Origin of the sequence: Pseudoalteromonas sp. MMG010 (assembly GCF_018100905.1) — a bacterium.
Lineage (GTDB): Bacteria > Pseudomonadota > Gammaproteobacteria > Enterobacterales > Alteromonadaceae > Pseudoalteromonas.
Genome location: NZ_JAGJEG010000015.1, coordinates 55,796 through 77,730, shown reverse-complemented (window position 1 = coordinate 77,730; position 21,935 = coordinate 55,796). Strand labels below are relative to the sequence as shown.

Annotated in this window: 28 protein-coding genes; 9 read left to right on the top strand and 19 right to left on the bottom strand. The window is 38.9% G+C overall.

Going from position 1 to position 21,935, the window contains the following annotated elements; all coding sequences use genetic code 11:
- Window positions 1–8: 8 nt before the first annotated feature.
- The 8 genes from rplR to J8L70_RS14015 form a co-directional block, all read right to left on the bottom strand.
- Window positions 9–359 (bottom strand): 50S ribosomal protein L18, encoded by a 351-nt coding sequence (rplR, locus tag J8L70_RS14050; protein ID WP_008115388.1) that lies wholly within the window; start codon window positions 357–359, stop codon window positions 9–11.
- Between the two features lie 9 nt (window positions 360–368).
- Window positions 369–902, bottom strand: coding sequence for a 50S ribosomal protein L6 (gene rplF, locus J8L70_RS14045; protein WP_211056227.1), 534 nt, complete (start codon window positions 900–902; stop codon window positions 369–371).
- Window positions 903–915: 13 nt separating this feature from the next.
- On the bottom strand, window positions 916–1,308 hold the full coding sequence (rpsH, locus tag J8L70_RS14040; RefSeq protein ID WP_211056226.1) for a 30S ribosomal protein S8: 393 nt from the start codon (window positions 1,306–1,308) through the stop codon (window positions 916–918).
- 21 nt (window positions 1,309–1,329) lie between these two features.
- Window positions 1,330–1,635: a 30S ribosomal protein S14 gene (rpsN, locus tag J8L70_RS14035; RefSeq protein WP_006794245.1), complete on the bottom strand. Its 306-nt coding sequence runs from the start codon at window positions 1,633–1,635 to the stop codon at window positions 1,330–1,332.
- 10 nt (window positions 1,636–1,645) lie between these two features.
- Window positions 1,646–2,185: a 50S ribosomal protein L5 gene (rplE, locus tag J8L70_RS14030; RefSeq protein WP_211056238.1), complete on the bottom strand. Its 540-nt coding sequence runs from the start codon at window positions 2,183–2,185 to the stop codon at window positions 1,646–1,648.
- A gap of 16 nt (window positions 2,186–2,201) precedes the next feature.
- Entirely contained in the window at window positions 2,202–2,516 is a 315-nt protein-coding gene (gene rplX, locus J8L70_RS14025) for a 50S ribosomal protein L24 (protein ID WP_211056225.1), read from the bottom strand.
- 10 nt (window positions 2,517–2,526) lie between these two features.
- Window positions 2,527–2,895, bottom strand: a complete 369-nt coding sequence (gene rplN / locus J8L70_RS14020) for a 50S ribosomal protein L14 (protein ID WP_002959498.1) — start codon at window positions 2,893–2,895, stop codon at window positions 2,527–2,529.
- A 282-nt stretch (window positions 2,896–3,177) separates the two neighbouring features.
- Window positions 3,178–5,148, bottom strand: a complete 1,971-nt coding sequence (locus tag J8L70_RS14015) for an AsmA family protein (RefSeq protein ID WP_211056224.1) — start codon at window positions 5,146–5,148, stop codon at window positions 3,178–3,180.
- A gap of 230 nt (window positions 5,149–5,378) precedes the next feature.
- Here J8L70_RS14015 and J8L70_RS14010 point away from each other — a divergent pair, with 230 nt between their 5' ends.
- The 5 genes from J8L70_RS14010 to J8L70_RS13990 all read left to right on the top strand — a co-directional run bounded on the left by J8L70_RS14010 (window position 5,379) and on the right by J8L70_RS13990 (window position 9,095).
- Window positions 5,379–5,798, top strand: coding sequence for a hypothetical protein (locus J8L70_RS14010; RefSeq protein WP_211056223.1), 420 nt, complete (start codon window positions 5,379–5,381; stop codon window positions 5,796–5,798).
- 8 nt (window positions 5,799–5,806) lie between these two features.
- A complete protein-coding gene (locus J8L70_RS14005) occupies window positions 5,807–6,007 on the top strand; it encodes a helix-turn-helix transcriptional regulator (protein ID WP_211056222.1) in 201 nt (66 codons plus the stop codon).
- 146 nt (window positions 6,008–6,153) lie between these two features.
- Window positions 6,154–7,317: a hypothetical protein gene (locus J8L70_RS14000; protein WP_211056221.1), complete on the top strand. Its 1,164-nt coding sequence runs from the start codon at window positions 6,154–6,156 to the stop codon at window positions 7,315–7,317.
- 273 nt (window positions 7,318–7,590) lie between these two features.
- Window positions 7,591–8,274 (top strand): TorF family putative porin, encoded by a 684-nt coding sequence (locus J8L70_RS13995; protein ID WP_211056220.1) that lies wholly within the window; start codon window positions 7,591–7,593, stop codon window positions 8,272–8,274.
- Between the two features lie 143 nt (window positions 8,275–8,417).
- Window positions 8,418–9,095 carry a nitroreductase family protein gene (locus J8L70_RS13990; RefSeq protein ID WP_211056219.1) on the top strand — a complete coding sequence of 226 codons (678 nt, stop codon included), beginning with the start codon at window positions 8,418–8,420 and terminating at the stop codon, window positions 9,093–9,095.
- Here J8L70_RS13990 and J8L70_RS13985 read toward each other — a convergent pair.
- Window positions 9,088–9,396, bottom strand: coding sequence for a metalloregulator ArsR/SmtB family transcription factor (locus J8L70_RS13985; protein WP_211056218.1), 309 nt, complete (start codon window positions 9,394–9,396; stop codon window positions 9,088–9,090). The genes J8L70_RS13990 and J8L70_RS13985 overlap by 8 nt on opposite strands.
- A 97-nt stretch (window positions 9,397–9,493) precedes the next feature.
- Between J8L70_RS13985 and J8L70_RS13980 the strand changes: the two genes are divergently transcribed.
- Entirely contained in the window at window positions 9,494–9,682 is a 189-nt protein-coding gene (locus tag J8L70_RS13980; RefSeq protein WP_211056217.1) for a DUF2892 domain-containing protein, read from the top strand.
- A complete protein-coding gene (locus J8L70_RS13975) occupies window positions 9,682–10,029 on the top strand; it encodes a rhodanese-like domain-containing protein (RefSeq protein WP_211056216.1) in 348 nt (115 codons plus the stop codon). Before J8L70_RS13980 ends, J8L70_RS13975 begins: the two co-directional genes overlap by 1 nt.
- Window positions 10,030–10,227: 198 nt before the next feature.
- Here the strand turns inward: J8L70_RS13975 and J8L70_RS16085 are convergent, their stop codons facing one another.
- From J8L70_RS16085 to J8L70_RS13955, 4 genes are read right to left on the bottom strand one after another with little or no spacing between them, the layout of a single operon-like run.
- Window positions 10,228–10,437: a DUF1801 domain-containing protein gene (locus J8L70_RS16085; RefSeq protein WP_247664835.1), complete on the bottom strand. Its 210-nt coding sequence runs from the start codon at window positions 10,435–10,437 to the stop codon at window positions 10,228–10,230.
- 42 nt (window positions 10,438–10,479) lie between these two features.
- Entirely contained in the window at window positions 10,480–11,025 is a 546-nt protein-coding gene (locus J8L70_RS13965; protein ID WP_211056215.1) for a PH domain-containing protein, read from the bottom strand.
- Between the two features lie 29 nt (window positions 11,026–11,054).
- On the bottom strand, window positions 11,055–11,672 hold the full coding sequence (locus tag J8L70_RS13960; protein WP_211056214.1) for a LysE family translocator: 618 nt from the start codon (window positions 11,670–11,672) through the stop codon (window positions 11,055–11,057).
- Between the two features lie 8 nt (window positions 11,673–11,680).
- Entirely contained in the window at window positions 11,681–12,079 is a 399-nt protein-coding gene (locus J8L70_RS13955) for a DUF3224 domain-containing protein (RefSeq protein ID WP_211056213.1), read from the bottom strand.
- An 87-nt stretch (window positions 12,080–12,166) separates the two neighbouring features.
- On the opposite strand from J8L70_RS13955, the gene J8L70_RS13950 reads away from it, so the two are divergent.
- Window positions 12,167–13,945 carry an ABC transporter transmembrane domain-containing protein gene (locus J8L70_RS13950; RefSeq protein WP_211056212.1) on the top strand — a complete coding sequence of 593 codons (1,779 nt, stop codon included), beginning with the start codon at window positions 12,167–12,169 and terminating at the stop codon, window positions 13,943–13,945.
- 3 nt (window positions 13,946–13,948) lie between these two features.
- Here J8L70_RS13950 and J8L70_RS13945 read toward each other — a convergent pair whose 3' ends face one another.
- From J8L70_RS13945 to speA, 4 genes are all read right to left on the bottom strand, one after another.
- On the bottom strand, window positions 13,949–14,578 hold the full coding sequence (locus J8L70_RS13945; RefSeq protein WP_211056211.1) for an OmpA family protein: 630 nt from the start codon (window positions 14,576–14,578) through the stop codon (window positions 13,949–13,951).
- A 232-nt stretch (window positions 14,579–14,810) separates the two neighbouring features.
- Window positions 14,811–16,061 (bottom strand): mechanosensitive ion channel domain-containing protein, encoded by a 1,251-nt coding sequence (locus J8L70_RS13940; RefSeq protein ID WP_211056210.1) that lies wholly within the window; start codon window positions 16,059–16,061, stop codon window positions 14,811–14,813.
- A 43-nt stretch (window positions 16,062–16,104) separates the two neighbouring features.
- Window positions 16,105–16,980, bottom strand: a complete 876-nt coding sequence (locus J8L70_RS13935) for an acyltransferase (RefSeq protein WP_211056209.1) — start codon at window positions 16,978–16,980, stop codon at window positions 16,105–16,107.
- Window positions 16,981–17,034: 54 nt separating this feature from the next.
- Window positions 17,035–18,915, bottom strand: coding sequence for a biosynthetic arginine decarboxylase (gene speA, locus J8L70_RS13930; RefSeq protein WP_211056208.1), 1,881 nt, complete (start codon window positions 18,913–18,915; stop codon window positions 17,035–17,037).
- Window positions 18,916–19,113: 198 nt separating this feature from the next.
- On the opposite strand from speA, the gene speE reads away from it, so the two are divergent.
- Window positions 19,114–19,977 carry a polyamine aminopropyltransferase gene (gene speE / locus J8L70_RS13925; protein WP_211056207.1) on the top strand — a complete coding sequence of 288 codons (864 nt, stop codon included), beginning with the start codon at window positions 19,114–19,116 and terminating at the stop codon, window positions 19,975–19,977.
- A gap of 45 nt (window positions 19,978–20,022) precedes the next feature.
- Here speE and J8L70_RS13920 read toward each other — a convergent pair whose 3' ends face one another.
- Entirely contained in the window at window positions 20,023–21,252 is a 1,230-nt protein-coding gene (locus J8L70_RS13920) for a hypothetical protein (protein WP_211056206.1), read from the bottom strand.
- Window positions 21,242–21,865, bottom strand: a complete 624-nt coding sequence (locus J8L70_RS13915; RefSeq protein ID WP_211056205.1) for a methylamine utilization protein — start codon at window positions 21,863–21,865, stop codon at window positions 21,242–21,244. The genes J8L70_RS13920 and J8L70_RS13915 overlap by 11 nt, the downstream gene beginning before the upstream one ends.
- Between the last annotated feature and the right edge of the window lie 70 nt (window positions 21,866–21,935).

Here is a 21,935-nt window from a genome sequence, read left to right as displayed (position 1 = left end):
GTCTACTCCTAGAATTGCAAACCGGCTTCACGCGCAGCATCAGCTAGCGCCTTCACACGGCCGTGATATTTAAAGCCACTGCGATCAAAAGCAATCTTTTCGATGCCTTTGTCAGCCGCACGTTCTGCAACCGCTTTACCAACTGCTTGTGCAGCTGCAACGTTGCCTGTGCCTTTAACTGTTTCGCTAATTGCTTTCTCAACAGTAGAAGCAGCAGCCAGTACATTACCCTCAGCATTTACAACTTGAGCGTATATGTGACGTGGCGTGCGGTGGATAACAAGACGCGTTGTGCCTTGTTCAATGTAATTTCTACGTGTGCGTTTAGCACGACGTAGACGAGCTGTTTTTTTATCCATCGTCTTACCTTACTTCTTCTTAGCCTCTTTACGGCGTACATTCTCATCTGAATAACGAACACCTTTACCTTTATAAGGCTCAGGTTTACGGTATGCACGAATGTTAGCAGCTGTTTGACCAACTAACTGCTTATCTACGCCCTTAACTAGAACTTCTGTTTGGCTTGGAGTTTCAATCGTAATTCCTTCAGGAACTGCGAAATTAACTGGGTGTGAGAAGCCAAGAGTTAAGTCTAAAACTTTACCCTTTGCAGCTGCACGGTAACCAACACCAACTAACTGAAGTTTCTTCTCGTAACCTTCATGCGTACCAACAACCATGTTGTTGATAAGAGCGCGAGCAGTACCTGCTTGAGCCCATGCATTAGCTACGCCTTCACGAGGTAAAGTTGTAATAACGTTGTCGTTAAGTTGTACTTCAACAGCATTGTTGATAGTACGCGTTAATTCACCGTTTTTGCCTTTAACTGTGATGTCCTGGCCTTTTAATGTAACTTCTACACCGGCAGGAACATTAATTGGTGCCTTTGCTATGCGAGACATAGTTCCCCTCCGATTAAGCTACAAAACCAATGATTTCACCACCAACACCAGCACTACGTGCTGCGCGGTCTGTCATTAGGCCTTTAGAAGTTGATACGATAGCGATACCAAGACCACCCATTACCTTAGGTAATTCGTCACGTCTCTTATAGATACGTAGACCAGGGCGGCTAACACGCTGGATATTTTCAATTACAGCTTTGCCATCAAAATATTTCAATTCGATAGCTAACTCAGGTTTAACGTCACCAGATACTGAGTAATCAGTGATGTAACCTTCGTCTTTTAATACTTTAGCTAATGCTACTTTCAGCTTTGAAGTTGGCATCGTTACAGATACTTTCTTCGCTGATTGACCGTTACGGATACGTGTAAACAAATCCGCGATAGGATCTTGCAAGCTCATAGTCTTACTCCCGTGATACTATTACCAGCTAGCCTTTTTAAGGCCAGGAATTTCACCGCGCATAGCTGCTTCGCGAACTTTAATACGGCTCATGCCGAATTTGCGAAGGAAACCATGTGGGCGGCCCGTAATGTTACAACGATTACGTTGACGTGCAGGGCTAGAATCACGTGGTAAAGCTTGAAGCTTAAGTACCGCGTCCCAACGATCATCTTCAGATGTATTAACATCACTGATGATAGCTTTAAGTGCTGCACGCTTTTCAGCGTACTGAGCAACTAATTTAGTGCGCTTTGCTTCGCGCGCTTTCATAGAATTCTTTGCCATAACCCTACCCTTATTTCTTAAATGGGAAGTTAAACGCTTCTAACAACGCACGGCCTTCCTCATCAGTTTTCGCAGAAGTTGTGATTGTGATATCCATACCGCGTACACGGTCTACTTTATCAAAATCGATTTCTGGGAAGATGATTTGTTCACGTACGCCCATGCTGTAGTTACCACGTCCATCAAAAGACTTAGCACTCACACCACGGAAGTCACGAATACGTGGGATAGCGATTGAAACCAAACGCTCAAAAAAGTCCCACATACGCTCGCCGCGTAAGGTTACTTTACAACCAATTGGGTAGCCTTCACGCACTTTAAAGCCAGCAACAGATTTGCGTGCTTTAGTGATTAAAGGTTTCTGACCAGAGATTGATTCTAGATCTGCTACTGCATTGTCTAAAATTTTCTTGTCAGCTAGGGCTTCGCCCACGCCCATATTTAATGTGATCTTTTCGATCTGAGGGACTTGCATGACAGAGCTGAAACCAAACTTCTCTTGAAGTTCAGCAACTACTTTGTCTTTATATACTTCATGCAGTTTCGCCATCATTCTACTCCAACTATTAGATAGTTTTACCAGTAGATTTAAAGATACGTAATTTCTTACCATCTTCAATCTTGAAACCTACACGATCTGCTTTACCCGTTTCCGAGTTGTAGATCGCAACGTTTGATACGTCGATAGACGCTTCTTTCTCAACAATACCGCCAGCTTGGTTCATTTGTGGAACCGGCTTTTGGTGCTTCTTGATTAAGTTAATGCCTTCGACAAATACTCGACTAGACTCGGTGATAACTGAAAGCACTTTGCCGCGCTTACCTTTATCTTTACCTGCTAGAACGATTACTTCGTCATCACGACGGATTTTTGCTGCCATGATTGACTCCTTACAGTACTTCTGGGGCTAGTGAAACGATTTTCATGAACTTATCATTACGAAGTTCACGAGTCACAGGACCGAAAATACGAGTACCAATAGGCTGCAAGTTATCATTTAAGATAACAGCCGCATTGCTATCGAAACGGATCAAAGATCCGTCCGGACGACGAACGCCTTTTCTGGTACGCACAACTACCGCGTTTTTAACATCACCTTTCTTCACTTTACCGCGAGGAATAGCTTCTTTTACAGAAACTTTAATGATGTCGCCAATCGCTGCGTAGCGACGGTGTGAACCACCTAGGACTTTTATACACTGCACTTTGCGAGCGCCGCTGTTATCAGCAACTTCCAGCTGAGTTTGCATTTGGATCATGTTAATGACCTCCGGTGTAGTAATTACAACTTGCCTTAAATTTGTTTAAAATCAAGGCACTTCGATTATTTCCCACTCAAAAAACATGCAAGATGTCTCTTAAGGGCGGGCAATTGTACCAGCATTGATGGTTTAGTGGTAGGTTATTTTTTAATTAATTTGTTTTGGAGGATTAGCGCTATTCTTCATTTTGCAAAATTTAACTATATTACAACTGATTATAAAACATTCAGGGCACAAATATGCCCCGAATGTTTTTTGTTCAGATTAATAAGCTTATGATTAACCAAATAAGCCTTTTAATTTATCTTTAACTTTGTCTTTTGCTTCCTCTTTCGCTTTTTCTTTTGCTTCATCTAGCTTTTGTTTTGCTTCCTCTTCGAGAGCTTCGCCAAAATCAAGTGAAATACCTACATCATGAAACTCACCCGTGATTCTTAGAGGAATTTTAAATCCGGTACTACTGTCAGTTGTTCCTTGCCCTTCTATTGAATCAACAATACCCGTGACTAAACGATAATCGACACTGGTTTTTGGCAAGTCTACATCACCTTCGCCTGAAATCCTTATTAGCGGGCTCACTAACGATAAATCACTGTTATGCCCCACACCGTTAGTAAAATTAAAACTTCCTGTAAGCGCCGAGAAATCAGTTTGTTCAGATTCTTCAAAGCTTGAATCAAGCCCTTCGCTTACAGCACCTAAATTGCCGGTGAGTAATTCTTTACCTTTACGGACCATCTCTGCAACGTTAGCACCTTTAACAGCGCCATCTGCAAATTCAAATGCTAATTGTCCATTAAGCGCATCAATAAATGACTTTTGGCTTTGCCCAAACGTGGTTAAGTTCCAGTTTAAAGCTCCTTTACCTAGTAATTTATCAAAACCTGCTGCATCGGTGAGTAATGGTTGAGCATTAATATTACTTAAATCAAACTGAGTCGCTATTTTATAAGGCGTATTCTGTGCATTAACAGAGATAACCCCGGTTCCTGACCCTTCGTAAGCTGAAAAGCTATCTAGGCTAAGATTAGCAATACCTTTATCTAACTTAACTGTAAATTGATTTGCACCTAATGTGATGTCATTGGCTTTTAACCCACTAGAGCGGATAACAATGTTTGCATCCAGTGCGTTTAGTGCTGATAAGTCAATTTTAGTATCGTCCCAAACAATAGGCTCAGCGGCTTTTTCTGGTGAGTTTTCTGGCTCTTGCTGTTTAGCCACCGTTTCAGGAAGGTATGGGTTTAAATCTAACATACCTAAATCAATATCGGCATTAACAGCCAAACGACTGCCTATATCTATTTTACTTATTCCGTTTATCTCTAATTCATCTAAAGTGGCAACTAGCTTTTGCAAGTTAAATTGCTCTTCAGCAAGTTGCATGTTCCCTTTTATGCTAAATGCGTTAAATGCATTGTCTTTTGCATTAAGATCTACGCCTTGCCATAAAGCTAACTCTTTAACTGAATCTCCGCTAAGAGCAAGCTCACCAGTAATATTTTGCCCTTGTTGTGCAATATTTCCGTTAAAAGTAAGCTCTATTAAACGAGAATCAAGCTTTTGAACCACATTAAACGTTTTACCTTCAATGGCTTTAGCTGGTGTATCTACTTTAATATCAAGCTCAAAGCGTTCTTGCATATAAGTAATCCCCCCTTTTACCTCTAGAGATTTGCGAAGGGAAGGAAGTAATATAGCAAGCTCTAAATCACTTATTTGCTGCTTAGCACCTGTTTGTCCATCTAGATATGTGAATGTGCCTCCATAAATGGCCACCTCACCTAGTTCAATATCAAAGCTATCTGGTAAGTTCACTGAACCACTAGAATCTGACGTAGCTTGTGGTTGTTCAGTAACAGAATCGAATAACTGCCAGTTAGCTTTTCCTGTTTTATCTGTCTCTAATAATATATCTGGTTCGTTGATTACAAACTTATCGAGTTTAAACTCACCGCTAAATAATGATAACCAAGGAATGTGTATTGCTAGCTGTTTCATGCTCGCCATATCATCGCGCGAACCGGTATTCATGTTAGCAAAATGCACATCATTAAGTTCTAATGTTAATGATGGAAAAACACTGAGTGCTTTTTCCCCTTTAATAACAAGAGAGCGTCCGGTAGTTTGTTCAACCTGCTCAGATACTTTATTAAAAAGAGTGTCTGTCGGGATTAAAAATGGGGCTGCTACAATAAGTGCAATACAAAGTAGCAATATCACACCAAAAACTTTAAATAAGGTTTTCATGATCGTCCTTTCAAGTGGGCAAATTATATTCTTATCATAACGAGTGTTAGCCCTAAAATCATTGTCGTTATGATAAAAAAGCGCTTTATTGAATATTAAAGCTATATCCTGAATCCTTCCTGAAACATTTTGATACCTTTAGGTTGCATAAAAAGATTGACCCAATGATACCCTAGGGTTACATTGACACCTAGAGGTTACATACTGTTAATTCTAAAAGGATACGAATTATGTCTAAGCACGATATTCAAAGTGAAGAAAAATTTATGGGCCAAAATGCATGGTTTTCATTATTTATGGGGGTCACTTTATTAATCATTAGCGTTTACCCACTGCTGGCTCAAACATCAGCCCCACTATTGTTTTTAGGAACGGCTGCTTTTTTAGGTTCATTCTTTATGTTTGTGATCAGAGGCGGGTTTACATGGAAAATGAAATACCACCTTACCTACAAAGATGAGTACTTAAACACCATCGATACCATTGCCTATAAACATGTAGTCCTTGGCTTACTTTTTAGTATGGGTGGCGTGTATTTATTCTCAGATGATTTGGCTTTAGAAGTATCTCATACCATGATGGCCTCGTTTTACCTTGCTGTAATGTGTTTAATATACGGCGCATCAATTATTTGGCAAAGCAAAGATTAGGAACAAACGTGCAAAATCAAATTGCAAAATACCGTAAAGAAGCGAGCCTTTCGCAGCAAGAGTTGGCAGATCTTATTGCCGTTTCACGTAAAACGATAAGTACTGTGGAAACGGCCAGGTTTACACCGTCGGTAATTATTGCGCTTAAAATAGCGAGGCACTTTAATACTTCTGTTGAAAGCTTGTTTACACTGCAAGAGCATGATTAAACCTCGACAGTTATGCTGCTTATTGTAGTGCATCATGATTGCATCACATAATTTGTTAGGTATGATGCACGCCCCTGTCGCTATTGGCGTGTTTGCGCTAAAATAAAGTAACTAAAAAATATATCTAACTGGAGACTCTACAAGGCATGAAAAAACTGCTAATTTCACCGTCAAAAATGGCATTAGGCGAACAAGAAAGTCAAATCTATCAAAATATTTTAAAGCAAGCGTCTGAGCTAAGCCTAAACCTAATGGCTGTGAAAGTGGAAAACCACCCAGAAGATTTTTTAGGTTGGTGTCATGAGCTATTAAGTGCAAGTAAAGATCGTATTAATTACGACTTGCTAGAGACACAGCAACTACCATTGCTAAAAAAATTACATGATTTGCTTATTTCAGCAATTAGCTTTTTACAACTAAAAACATTACGTGTAGCTCCATGGCCTGTGGTGAGTGTTTTTATTGAGCAACATAAAGAACTTATTGCACTTGATGAACAGCTTCGTCTAACAACATACTTGCACAGTATTCGTGAACAAGCTTTAAAAAGCATGATCCCAGAAGATTTACTCGCTTTTAGTGGTAAACATGCAGCTAACCTTGACCCAAGTACTTACAACTTTGATGTTGAATGGTTTTCTTCAACTAAAAGCGCTAAAGGCTTTCATCAAATTCTTGCTGATTTACCCGCTTTGTTTGACGATGCGTTGGCTAACATCCCTCTTGAAGGCGACGTCAGCCAAGATAACTATGAACAGTTTGTTGTTGCTTATTTATCGGCATTTAATAATAGCGACGAAAAACCGACACTCGCACCTGCTACTCGCCTGCTCGCCATGCGTCGTCCTGATATATTTACTCCGATAAGTAATAAAACATTAGATCCATTATGTGCAGCACTTGGCATAACAAAATTAAATAATCGAGACTTTGCACGCTATTGGCAAGATGTAGTACAAAGTATTCATGCAATGTCATGGTTTAAAATGGCTAAAGCCGGCAGTGAACTTGATAATCAACTAATTATAATTAAAGCGCTTATTCCTTGTTTTTTTTATTATGCAGATAAAAGCACAGCAGATAGCTCAAACTATATAAAGTTATTAAATAAGCCAAAGCGCAGTACATCTAGCACAACTAAATCAATCCGTAGAGGTAAGGAATCGGCTGAGGTATTAGTTGATCGTGCACTTGCTGACAGCGATATTCCTGAACATATTCGTAGTAAAAGAGACTCTATAATTGCAGAAGTGCAAAAAGGTAGAGGTGTAAATGAAACAATAAGCCTAATGAGAACTATATTTGGTTAAAACTCCCCTAACTGTATCTTTATGGTGCAGTTAGGTTTTTTTACGCACAAAAAAAGTGCAATAAAAAATCCCCGCCCTTCTTCAATCTAAAACAACACATTTTAAGCACCTGTTTTTTAAAGAGATAAATTCAAATATCGCAAAAAACAACTAGCTGGCATACACACTGCAATAGGTTGCACAGAATCATAAAAAAGACAGGCAATGGAAAAGCTCCCGCTCCACATAATAAAAGCTTTAGCTTGTTACACTTACACATAACAGGAAATGAACATGCAAAAATTTAAAAAGACTATTGCCATCAGCGCTATCGCTTTAATGGCATCTGCGTCATTAACATCAACAGCCGTTAATGCTGAAGTATCAGCGAATATCGGAGCGACTTCAAACTACTTATGGCGTGGTCAAGAGCAAACAGGTGGTGAAGCTGCTATTTCAGGTGGTATTGATTACGCAAATGAGTCTGGTTTTTATGCGGGTACTTGGGTTTCAAATGCCTCTTGGGCAGATGAAATGACCTACGAACTTGATTTATACGCTGGTTATGCTGGTAACTTCAACGATTCGGTTAGTTTTGATGTAGGTTATATTTACTACGCATACCCTGATGCTGCATCTTATGCTGATGTTAACTTCTCAGAGATTTACGGTAGCATTAGTGTTGAAGGCTTTACTTTTGGTGCGGCTGTTTTAGCTACAGCGTCAGCTGATGGTGAAGGCGCTGATTTCTCAGATTCGCTTTACTTAAATGCAGATTATGCTTTTATGCTTACTAATGAAGCTGAAGTGGCTTTTCATATAGGCCACTATTCTGGTGATTTTATCGGTGACGAAAACATCATCGATTATGGCGTATCTATTTCGAAAGATGGCTTTACTTTAGGTATATCAAATACAGATATAGAAGATACTAGCGCTAAAGTATATGTAGGCTACGCAGTAGATTTTAACCTATAAATAACTTATTTAAGTTAAAGGGCCTTTAAGGCCCTTTTTTTTCACTAAATTAAATTTACCCTTTTTATTTTTCTAAATATTACTTGCACCGATTTATGACTCTAGGTATAAAAATACGACCATTTTTATAAGGTCGTAAAGCCATGCAAAAACACCAAAGTCAGCCCCTATCAGATTTTATTGAATACTCTCACTCTCAAATGCTAGAAAATGCTTCTGAGTTTTTAGCAACAAGTCAACGCCGTCATAGTATTCGCAGTTTTAGCGACCGCCCTGTGCCAAAAGAAATTATAGAAACATGTATTAAAGCAGCCGGTACCGCCCCCAGTGGAGCAAACCACCAACCATGGCATTTTGTAGCCATACATAGTCATGATGTAAAAAAACAAATTCGCGAAGCGGCAGAGAAGTTAGAACGCTCTTTTTACGAAGGCAGAGCAGGTGAAGAGTGGCTCGATGCGCTAAAACCCCTAGGTACCGATGCCAGTAAACCTTATTTAGAACATGCACCTTGGTTAATTGCGGTATTTAGTCAAAAAAAAGGCGGGTTAAATACCGATGATAAAAACACTAACTACTATGTTCATGAATCTGTTGGCCTTGCAACTGGGTTTTTAATTCAAGCATTACATAGGTCAGGGTTAGCAACCCTTACTCATACGCCAAAGCCTATGAGGTTTTTAACCGATATTTGTGCTCGAGATAGAGATAATGAGCGACCTTATATGCTACTTATTGCTGGCTACCCTAGTGAGAATGCGACAGTGCCAGAACACGCATTGGTGAAAAAACCACTTGAAGAAATTGCCACATTTATTTAGCTTTTTCAGTACGACAAAACCACTGATATAATAGTCCTATAATCGACTCCACTTTGGGGTCGATTAATGCGTAATATATCACGGCCCCCTCACGGCGTGTTACCAGCATATTGGCTTTGCGTAAACTTGCCAAATGTTGAGATAGTGCAGATTGGGCCAAAGGAACACGCTTGTTCAGATCTCCTACACTTAATTCTCCCTGCAGTAAGCTACACATAATCATTAAGCGGTTTTTATTAGCCATTAATTTTAAGAATTGCTCAGCCTGCTGTGCATTATCTGCGAGTTGTTCTAGGTTCATATATACAATCATTGTTTAATAAAGCGGGTAGTATAGACTTTCACATTAGAAAACTCTAATATAAAGAACATTAGAATTTACTAATATATGGAAAGCGATGAAAATCAGTGATGCAATTTTACTCATAAGCGGTAGCGCTGTGACAATATCGGTACTTTTAAGCTATTTTGTTCATAGCCACTTTCAGTTATTAACGTTATTTATTGGAATAAACTTAGTGCAATCAGCCTACACCAAATGGTGTCCATTAATGTCTTTTTTACGCAATAGAGGATTTACAGACTAATGCTTACACCTATCCCCGCTTTAATTAAAGTAATTACACCAAACCAGCGTCACTTAAGTGCCGAGCAAGCAAAACAAGAAATATCTGAAAATAATGGTTTATTAATAGATGTTAGAGAACCAAGCGAACACAAACAAAACCCAGCCTTTAGCGCCATAAATATCCCAAGAGGCGTATTAGAAATGAAATTAATGGAGATGGAGAAAGATCCAACTAGGGCTATATATTTACATTGTCTTAGTGGCGCTCGCGCTACTTTAAGCGCCGAAGCATTAACGCGTGTAGGCTATAAAAATGTCAATGTTATTACCTGTAATGCAAATACAGTGACCGAAACATTTAATTAAATAAAACGCCCTAGTACTTAGCACCCCAGCATGGGTAAATGTTTAATATTGTGGTAATTCTGCGCCAATTTAATACATTGCTTTAATGTATCTATTGGTAGTGGTTTATCACAATCCAGTACAATGACTCTATTGCCTGATAACATTAAGTTTTCAGAAAAAAGTTCTCTGAAAGTTGAAATTAACGTTGTTTGACAATTAATATACAAATATCGAAATATCAAAACCTATACGTATAGGGGACCCTCCTTTTACATTATAGCTAGGCTGCCCCCACTTCAGTGATTCTTCAACTTCATTACACTCTAAAGAGCTTGCACAAGTATAGATTAGCTCGCGTAAAGCCATCAGTGTTTTGTGCATACGATAAGGAGTCGTGTCAAATAAGGTCGCTACTCTTGCATCCATATGCGTATCTTCCTTTATTTTCTAGCAACTCTCTTAGAAAGGCTATCTAGAGTCTTTATTATCAAGCAGTGTTATAAGGGTTTGTTCTATATTTTTCACACTGTAAGTTAGCGCTCGAATCAACTCTAATTGGCTTTGATCCTCGCCCTTATTTTGCGTTTCGTGAGTATTATTTATCAGTTCTTTTTGTGCTAATACAGCTTCTCTGAAATCACTAGCATTAACAACTCCTAATAACGACACCAATGCGCCATTACCAGATTGCCCTGCGGTTTCAAAACTTAACCGATATAAACCAAAAAGTCGCATTAACGGCCCTTGGCTTAAACCAACATCAGTTACTTTATCAAGCGGTATTGATTTTTCTTCTTTAAATATAACCCCTCGTTTAACAATCAGCTTACGTGGTAATAGTTTTGCAGACATGGCACTTAAAACCTTCCCCCCTAATAGCCATATGATTATCAATATAAATGGAATTAGAGGGATCGCTACAAAAGAAAGTAAACAACATAATACACCTAGCGTCATCCAGTAATTTTTCACTTTTAAATCGAATGCAGCACTTGCTAAAACTTGCGTTGACATAAATACCTTCTTCCTATCAATATTTTTAATTACACGCTCACTAAAACCTTCAATGCAAGAGCGATGAATACCGCCCCTAATATTTTCTCTAACCATTGATTTGATTTAGTGAACCCAAAACGTTTTTTCGACATTTGCGTTAATATGGCAACTAATAAATACCAAGTAGTATCAATAATAAATACTGTAAAGCACATAATAATAGCAATATTTAAAGTAAGTTGTTCAGGGTTAATGAACTGCGAAAATAATGCTAAGAAGAAAATAGCTAATTTAGGGTTTAAAAATGCAATCGCAAAACCATCTTGAAGAGCTTTAGTTTTAGCGCTGCGGCTGCGGTGTATGTGTAACTCAGCTTTACTTGCTGTCGCCACTAAAATTTTCAAACCTAGGTAGGCCAAATACCCGGCCCCTAAATATACGAGGCCTTTATATAGTAGGGGAAACTTAGTTATTAATGCCCCTAAGCCTATTAATGATGCTCCCGCATAAAGCCCGACACCAATACCATGACTTAAGGCAGCCAACATCCCATTTTTTACACCGCCATCAAGAGTATGCTTTAATACCACTGCAAGACTAGGCCCTGGAGACATAGCCCCCAACATACAAATAAAAGCGAGACTTAGCCAAACCGACAATGCCATGTTATACCTTACAATGTAAAAGAAAAATCGTAGTAATGCACACCCTGTTCAATGCGAATTTGCATACTTCCAGTTAATCCAATTAACTCGTCCGTTGCTGAATCAGGGGTTACAACTAGAGTAAGGCTATCACTTCCTTTATCCATCGTTCCTAAGTGCTGTAAAACAAAACTACCACTTTTTCCTTCTAGTTCACCAGTAACTTGCTCAATAGCAACATAACCTGCGCTCCCTTTTATAGGTGTTCTTGCGCTCAGCATTTCTCCTTGGCTTGTTGCATTGAGTGCACCAGCAAACGTTTTATTAATAGACATTCGCCCCAATTCAATACCTTGTTGCCCAGTGCAATATCCTTCTATAGGTGCTAAAGCAACAGTAAATTCACCACTCACCGTTTTATTGATCATAATTTCCCTTTTTGTATATTTTTAACGCTATTGAATTTGTCATTTTTAATACCATATCTATACCTTATCTACTTAAAAGATTCTACTATGAACACTCAACAACCTAATGATGAAAAAGCAGCCTTCACGAGCTTACTGCCTATTATTTCCTTTATAAAACCCTATAAATGGATTGTGGTTTGTGCATTAGCTGCATTATTACTGACCTCTGGAGTCAGTCTTTCTCTTGGCCAAGGTGTAAAGTTTGTCATTGATCATGGTTTTATTGCCGGCTCTCAGTCTCAGTTAAAACATGCCGTACTTGTACTCATAGGCTTAATTAGCTTACTCGCCATTGGTACGTTTAGCCGTTTTTATTTAATGTCGTGGATTGGCGAGCGGGTAAGTAACGATATTCGCAAAGCGGTATTTAATCGTATTGTTACCCTTCATCCGAGCTACTTTGAAGAAAACCGCAGTGGTGAACTTATGTCTCGCTTAACGACAGACACCACACTTTTACAGTCCATTATTGGCTCTTCATTTTCAATGGCTTTACGCAGTGCTTTAATGCTTATCGGTGGCTTAGCAATGTTACTGTTTACCAACCTAAAGTTAACCTTAGTTGTTGTTGCTTGTGTTCCACTTGTGCTTGTACCCATGATGATATTTGGCAAAAAAGTTCGCAAGTTAGCCAGCTCGAGTCAAAGTGCGATTGCAGATATCAGTACTTATGCAGGTGAAATAATCCAAAATATTAAAGTGGTACAAAGTTATAGCCATGAGGAGCGTGAACAACATGCTTTTGCAAAAGAAACAGACAAAGCATTTGCAGTAGCAAAAAGCCGTATTAAACAACGCTCTTTTTTAATTGCTGCGGTTATATTTTTAACCTTTACAGCCATTAGTGTCATGCTATGGGTCGGGGGCAGTGATGTGCTTGCTGGAACAATGAGTGGTGGTGAACTCGGTGCGTTTGTATTTTATGCCATTATGGTCGCTATGTCGGTTGCAACAGTCGCAGAAGTGTATGGTGAGCTGCAACGTGCTGCAGGTGCCGCTTCACGTTTACTTGAGTTATTAAGTATTAAAAGTGAAATTCAAAACCCAATCACCCCACAAGATGAAAATCTTAAAACCTTCACAAATGCACCCGCTATTAGTTTACAAAATGTCAATTTTAACTACCCATCTCGCCCTGATGCTAAAGCATTAAACCAAATAAATTTAGATATTCCACAAGGTAAAACAGTGGCTATTGTAGGACCGTCTGGTGCTGGAAAAACAACATTATTTGAATTGCTACAACGCTTTTATGACCCTGCAACTGGAGAAATTAAATTTTATGGTGTTAATTCACAAGCCCTCTCTTTAAACGCTCTGCGAGATACCATGGGGATGGTGGCACAAAATCCGATATTGTTTAGCTCTGACGTGATGCATAACATTCGTTACGGCAATCCAAATGCTACCGATGAACAGGTTTATGAAGCGGCTAAGCACGCCCATGCTGATGAGTTTATACAACAACTACCAAACGGCTATCACAGCTTTTTAGGTGAACAAGGCGTAAGACTCTCTGGCGGGCAAAAACAACGTATCGTACTGGCACGTGCAATACTTAAAGATCCTGCAATTTTATTACTTGATGAAGCAACCAGTGCGTTAGATGCACAAAGTGAGCAGCATGTTCAAGCAGCGCTTGAGCACTTAATGAAAAATAGGACAACGTTAATTATTGCGCACCGATTAGCAACTGTAAAACACGCCGATATGATTGTGGTAATGGAAAATGCAGAGATAAAAGCAACAGGGAGCCATCAACAATTACTACAAAGCTCCCCATTATATCAACGTTTATGTGAGTTACAGTTTAACAAAAACTAACTATTAGCTCTGCGTATTCGGCACTATTTGAATCTCAACTCGACGGTTTAATGCACGACCATTTGCATTGTCGTTACTCGCTACGGGTTGAGACTCACCATACCCTCTTGTACTCATTCTAGCTGCTATAATTTGTTGATTTACTAAATAATTTTTTACACTCTGAGCGCGATCGCGCGATAAATTCATATTATAGCTGTCTTTACCTGTGCTATCTGTATGGCCTTGTATGCTTAAATATGTTTTTTCGTATTTATTCATCACCTTCGCGATAGCGTCTAAGGTATTGTAAAAACCCGATGTAATATAAGACTGATCGCTTGCAAAGGTAATATTAGCAGGCATAACTAAACGCAAGTTATCTCCTTCACGTACAACTTCAACACCCGAGCCTGCGAGTTCATCGCGAAATGCTTGCTCTTGTTTATCCATATAATCCCCGACTGCTGCACCTGCGAGCGCACCAATAGCAGCACCAATAAAAATACGTTTATCTTTATGATTTCCCGTTGCTTTACCTAAAATACCACCCGCTGCAGCACCAATGGCAGCCCCTTTACCTGTATTGGTCATTTCGCAACCACTGAGTAATAACGTTAATACCGTTGCGTTTAAAATAAGTTTAATTTTCATGATGCTACATCCTTTTTAAATTCATTATGCGCCAGTATGTAAAGCTGTTTATGAACCAGATATGAAATTATTAAAACGCTTGCAATGAGTGTTATATTTTTGCTTGCTGCGTTATACAATCCAATATGACCCCTGTGCTATACACGCCTTTTACATATTGTACTTGTTATTACTGCCTTTACTTGATTGAAAAATAAAAAAGCCACCTATTTGGTGGCTATTACTACTTTTTTTATGCTTTATCTGTCTGCGCTATTTTTTCCACTTTAGGATTTTCTCCATGATGGGGGCTTTGAGGTAATGTTAATTGCCCACTCACACTTTGATAAGGGTGTAGTGAGAAAATGGGCAGAACAGCAAGTAAATGGTCCATTATTTCTGCTTGTAAATGTTCAAACGAAATCCAGCGTTTATCTTCACTAAAGCAATAAAATTCAATAGGTAAGCCATGATTTAAAGGCTGTAACTCACGCACCATTAAGGTTAATGAGCTATTAACCTTTTTATGTCTTTTTAAATAGCCTTCAGCGTAGCGCCTAAATAGCCCTAAATTCGATACCGGATTTGGCAGAGATCCTATTACAATAAAATCATCGAGCTTTATACTATTGCTGATTTGTTTATGTAATTGATCATCCACTAAGCAAATACTGTTCATATCGATATTCAGTGAACGTTTTATACGTCTACCACCAGACTCTTGCATACCACGCCAGTTTTTAAACGAACCAGCCACCAGCATATAGGTTGGAATGGTTGTGATGGTATTGTCCCAGTTACGCACTTTAACTGTATTTAAACCTAGATCAATGACTTCGCCATCTGCACCATAATTATCAACTTGTATCCAGTCGCCATAGGTGACTAATCGGTTGGCTGCAATTTGAATACTGGCGACAAAGCCTAAGATAGTATCTTTAAATACTAATAACGTAACCGCAGCAATCGCACCAAAACCCGATAGTATATAAGTCGGTGACTTTTCTAATACCACACTGACAATTAAAATCGCACACACGATAAAAGTGGCAAGTTTAACAACTTGAATTAATCCTTGAATAGGCACATCACGCGAAAACTCAAGTTGATTATAAATAGCGCCAGCAATACTCACGATACTGCTAAAAATAAACCCTGCATAAATAATTAATATAGCTTGGCCGATTGTTTTTAATATCTCGCCAGCTATCTCGCTCACAGGATAAACACTATCAAATGTGGCTAAAAATAATACACAACACAATGTCCCTGCGATACGTCTATTTAATTTAGCTAATATAGGAGCCAATGCACCAATACGACTAGGAGAGAGCTTCGTCACTACTTTTTGTATACCAGGAAGCATTAAGCGCCGAGTAAATAAATACACAAATAATAATGAAATAATACCAATACAAATAGTCGTAATGGGGATTAAGAAGTCAGCATCGGGGACTTTATCAAACCACGGTGCAATAAGTTCTTGTAAATGTGTGCGTGTCATTTTTAGCCTCTGTTGAATAAAAAGTTAAGGGTGTAGGTTCACCCTATAATTTTTCTTCTAGCTCTTTTAAAGTGTGCTCTTTTTGCTCCCACATGCGATTTAGCTCACTTTGAAAGCGCACTCTAAATTCATTATCTCCGGTGTAATCACCTATCAATTCTGGGCTAACTGGCTTTATTTCAACATGCACTTGTACATGTTTTACTTTACCGCAAATAAAATCTAAAAAAGAAGGGATACCTTGTGGGTATTGAATGGTTACATTCACCACTTTAGATATTTGCTCACCCATTGCTTGCATCACAAATGCGATACCACCCGCTTTAGGTTTTAACAAACGTGGAAACGGACTCTTTTGACGTTCGTGCTTTTGCGCAGTAAAACGGGTACCCTCAACAAAGTTAACTACACTAACAGGCATCTCTTTAAACTTTGCACATGCTTTACGCGTTGTTTCTAAGTCTTTACCGCGTAATTTAGGGTTCTTTTTTAACTGACTTTTGCTCGTACGAGTCATAAAAGGAAAATCGAGTGCCCACCAAGATAAACCGAGTATAGGCACATATAGCAGCTCTTTTTTTAGAAAAAAGTTTAAAAATGGAATCTTGCGATTAAACACACGTTGTAGCACTAAAATATCGACCCAACTTTGGTGGTTGGCGATAACAAGATACCAATCTTTAAGCTTAATATCATCAAGTCCGGTGACCGTTAAGCGGTACGGAGTAAACAGCTTTTGATTAAACGTGTTACAGGTCACCCAAATAGTGGCGCATTGCTTAGCAATCCAACTCATTGCATTTTGTAAAGGTTTAAAAGGGATAAGCTTTATTAATCCACAAACAAAAATTGGTACAAACCAAATTAATGTATTAATAGTGTAAAATAAAAAACTAAATACACAGCGTATTACTGACATGGGTTATCATTCCTTCATTACTTCGCGTTATTGCACGCAACTTTATTTTTACTGTTAATCTTCAAAGTAGGTGTAGCCAGCAAGACCTGCATTTAGCTCATCTAAATAGCATTGCTTAAGTTGCTGTGGCACGTTTAACTTATTTATTTGCTCGGCAAAATTACTCGCTAGCAGCTTACTGTCGTAATCTACACACTCTAAAACATCCTTCACACTATCGCCTTTTAAGGCATTCGTTAATGTGTAACCTTGCTCGCTTAGCTCGACATGCACCGAATCGGTATCACCAAAGAGGTTATGTAAGTCACCTAAAATCTCCTGATAAGCACCCACCATAAACATCGCAACATGATATTGATCGCCTTGGACATACTCAGGAATAGGTAAACTACTCTCAATACCAGAGCCTTCAACATACTCTCTAATTTGACCATCAGAATCACAAGTAATATCTTGAATAATGGCGCGCTGCGTTAAAGGTTTATCAAGGTTTTCGATAGGCATTATTGGAAACAATTGCCCTATTCCCCATACATCTGGTAATGATTGAAATAATGAGAAATTAACAAACAACTTATCTGCCAGCTTTTCATTTAAATCATCTAATACTTCACGATGTGCTCGCGCATTATTACTTAACGACACTCTTACTCGTTGTAACACACTAAAGTACAGCTGCTCTATTTTCGCCCACTCTAGCATACCTACTAATCCATGTACGTATTGGTCATGTGCTTCACTAAATAAATGCATCGCATCGTGATACACCTCCATTGCCATACGCGGAGTTAAACGTGATAAACATTGCCACATTTCTTGAAGTACTAAAGCACTATTTTCGTGTGGTGGCTCGGGGTTTTCATGATTTGGCGCTTTTTCAACATCAATTACATCGGTAATTAAAACAGCATGATGAGCAGTTAAAGCGCGACCCGATTCGGTAATAATGGCAGGGTGTGTTAATTGGTGTTGCTCGCATACCTCAGCAAATGCATTAACAACATTACGTGCATATTCTTGTACTGTGTAATTCATTGAGCACGAACTACGCGATCCAGAGCCTTCGTAATCAACACCTAATCCACCACCTACATCAACAGTATTAAGTGGCACACCTAGCTGTGACAGCTCTGCAAAGTGACGCGCACATTCACGTAATGCACGATGAATATCACGAATATTGGCAATTTGCGACCCGATATGAAAATGCACCATTTGCATTAAATGCAGCTTATTATGTTGTTTTAACATTTCAACGGCACTTAATACTTGCCCAGCAGTGAGTCCAAATTTGCCTTTTTCACCGCCCGTATTTTGCCATTTCCCCTTACCGACTGAGTTTAAACGAATGCGAATACCGATAGCCGGTTCTATATTTAAGGTTTCAATTTCGTTCAATAAGGTGCTTAATTCCGATAGTTTTTCCACCACTACTTTCACTTTGTGGCCCATCGCTTGCCCAATACAAGCTAAGCGTAAAAACTCACTATCTTTGTAACCATTACAAACTATCGTGATAGGGGTTTTCGCGATACCTAAAATAGCCATTAGTTCTGGCTTAGACCCAGCTTCCAATCCAACTAAACCACTTGGGTGCGCCAATAGTTTGCTCACCACTGAGCGCTGTTGGTTTACTTTAATTGGATAAACACACGTATATTGCCCCTGATAGTTGCGATTACTTCGCGCCCCGGTAAAAGCGTGCGTTAAAGTATCCACCCTATCTTGCAAAATATCAGTAAAACGAACTAAAACAGGTAAGGTTAGGCCTTGTTGTTTAAATTGCTCTGTTAGCTGAGATAATGAAATAGCAACATCAGAGTGAGCACCACCAGGGTAAGCTACTAACTCTCCCTTATCATTAATATCAAAATAACCATCACTCCAATGAGTAACGTTGTAGGTATCGCGTGCTGTTTCTAAACCCCAAACCATAGCCATTCTTCTTAAATATATTTGCAAGTGACGCGCATTTTAATACGTCATTATCTGCTAAGCTAACAATAAATGTACTTTCAATGCGAACTAAAGCACTTTATTGTCTAAAAGCAATAAAATTTCATTGAGCATAACGCCAAGCACTGGCAGAATTGCCCTTTTTCCATACTCAACTCAAAAAGTGTAAATGCAATCATGGTAAATTTAGATCAAAGTAAGTGGTTTACAGAAATCAGCGAGCGTGACGGCAGCGCGTTTTCTTTACGTATCAATAAAAAGTTAGAAGAAAAACAATCTCCTTTTCAAAAGGTAGAAATGTTCGAAACCACTGACTTTGGAAACTTAATGATTATTGATGGCTGTACAATGGTCACAAGCCGTGAAAATTTCTTTTACCATGAAATGATTAGCCACCCTGCACTTTTAGCCCACCCAGCACCTAAAAATGTCGTGATTATTGGCGGTGGCGATTGCGGTACATTACGCGAAGTACTTAAGCATGATGGTGTAGAGACAGTAACACAAATAGATATCGATGAAGTTGTAACGCAAATGTCGTTAAAGTACTTCCCTGAGCTATGTGAATCAAACGATGACCCTCGCGCTACCGTAATGTTTGACGACGGTATAAAATATATGCGTGAACTAGCGGGTGAGTCTATTGATGTAGTTATTGTCGACGGTACCGATCCTGTTGGCCCTGGTGAAGGTTTATTTAATCATGCTTTTTATACTAGCTGTTTAAAAGCACTTCGCCCGGGTGGTATTTTAGTACAACAAAGTGAATCTCCATTAATGCATATGCCGCTGTTAGTAGAAATGCGTAATGCGATGTTAGATGTTGGCTTTAACGATTTACAGACATTACCATTCCCACAACCTATTTATCCAAGTGGGTTATGGTCAGTTACACTTGCACGTAAGTCACAAGCATTTGATGGTTTTAGAGAAGATACAGCGAGTAAAATTGCCCTGCAAAGTGAGTATTACAATGGCGCAATACACCACGGAGCATTATCAACGCCTAACTTTATGCAACGCGTTTTTAATAAAAAATAATTTACTTCATCGTTATAATAAAGGTGCTATTAAGCGCCTTTATTATTAAAAGCGCCACTGTGCATTAATTTGTATTTGTTGTTGCGATATACGCTGCGCTAAATTGCTTGCAGCCCTATTATCAATAAAGCTTTTTAATGCAGAGCCTTCAATCCCTAACTGCACCGTTTTGCTCACTTGGTAACGCCAGGTCGCTGTAAAACCTTCGCCATAGCTCGCGTTATCATCAAATGTTGTCGTATCGTTATCATCTACATTAAAGTAATCATACCTTATTGATAACCTATGTTTATCAAGCTTATGACTGAGCATTAAATAATGGCTGTAAAATGCATTATCTATAAGGGCATTGGCACCCATCTCAGTTTCACCCTTTAAGATTTGTGCTATAAACCGCGTATTATTATTAAACTTATATAGCCACGCAGCACTACTAAAACGGGTATCCCAAGCATATTGTCCAGAGCTATAATTTACGGCTGTTGGATCCCCGTTATTATCATAGTAATAAAGTCTAAACTGAGATTTCTTTAGATAATCCCAATGCATCCCCACGTAATAACCAAATCGCCCATCTACCTCTTCAAAAGGTAATACTTGTGAAGCTTGCCAGCGTAAATCAAATTCATTTAGCGACGCGATAGGCCCTAGTTTTATTCCCTCGTTAAACGTTGTTTGCCTGTCATGTAATGCAAAACCTCGCCACGATAGTATCGTCCCCGTAGGGTCATTACCTTTAAACGTTGCCCCTACAAAGCTAAAACTATGCTTACTATTAAACTGTCTGGCAGGACGTTTAATAGTCAACTCAGCACCAATAGTACGCACTTCTTCGCCAATCCAACTATTAATTGCCGAATTGGTATAATTATAAGGTGAAAGCCACCCAATATCGGGATTTTCTAACGACATAAGTGGATAAAACCCACCCACTCGCACGTGCCATTTGTATTTACTTCGGGTTAATGGCTGATATTGAAAGTACGCCTGAGTAAAACCCAGGCTTACTTTTGGCTCTTGGTTGGCATTTAATACGGCATGAGCCGACCAACCAGTGGTTAAATCAGCTTTATAATCGATTACACCTTGCGAAAGCAGCACATTGTCGCTGTCCCCACCATGACGATACAAACCCACACCATTATCTAAAAAAGCAGTCGCATCATCGCTTGCCACTGCTCTGATTTGAATTAAACCTTTAACTTGAGCGCTTGCACTAAAGCTTGTAATAACAAGGCTAATTAAAAGACCGTTTAAAACGTGCTTAATAGTCATCAAACTCATCCGTCGTAAAATCGATTGTTGCCGTGATAGGTTGTTTAACAACATACTCGAAATCGATACCTGATAGTGTCACTTCACTGGTTTCTACTTTACTAATATCACTAAATCCAGAGTGCCATACACTCATTTCATACGTTCCAGCAGTAGCTGGTAGCTCTACGTTTCCCTCTGCATCTGTAATCGCAAAAAGAGCACTATCAACCACAACAATATAACCCAACATCCAATCATGAATATTACAACCAAGCTCAACAACACCCGTTTGATCAAATACTATGGGAGCTTTAGGTTGTTCTTTATATAATTTTAATTCAAATGATTTCGCTTTTGAAAAAGAATATACGTGATGCATAATTGAGTCTTCATTAGGAAACACCACTTTTGCATTTTGTGGCACAACTAAAATACGAGGTGTGAACTCACGATCAACTTGCCTCATTGCATAAGTAATCTCTGATTCACTTGGTGGCTCTGTATCAGCAGACTTTAACCAAACTACCGCATTAGCTAAGGGCTTATTATCAAGTGTTTTTATATTTATTTCACTGGCATCGGTAAAAAAATGAACAGTTAATAGAGAGAGGAATATTATTTTTTTTATCATTAATTTAACCATTAATTAAAGTTATTTATAGTATAGACCGACAAACGCGCAAAGCGCTTTCTATTTTTAA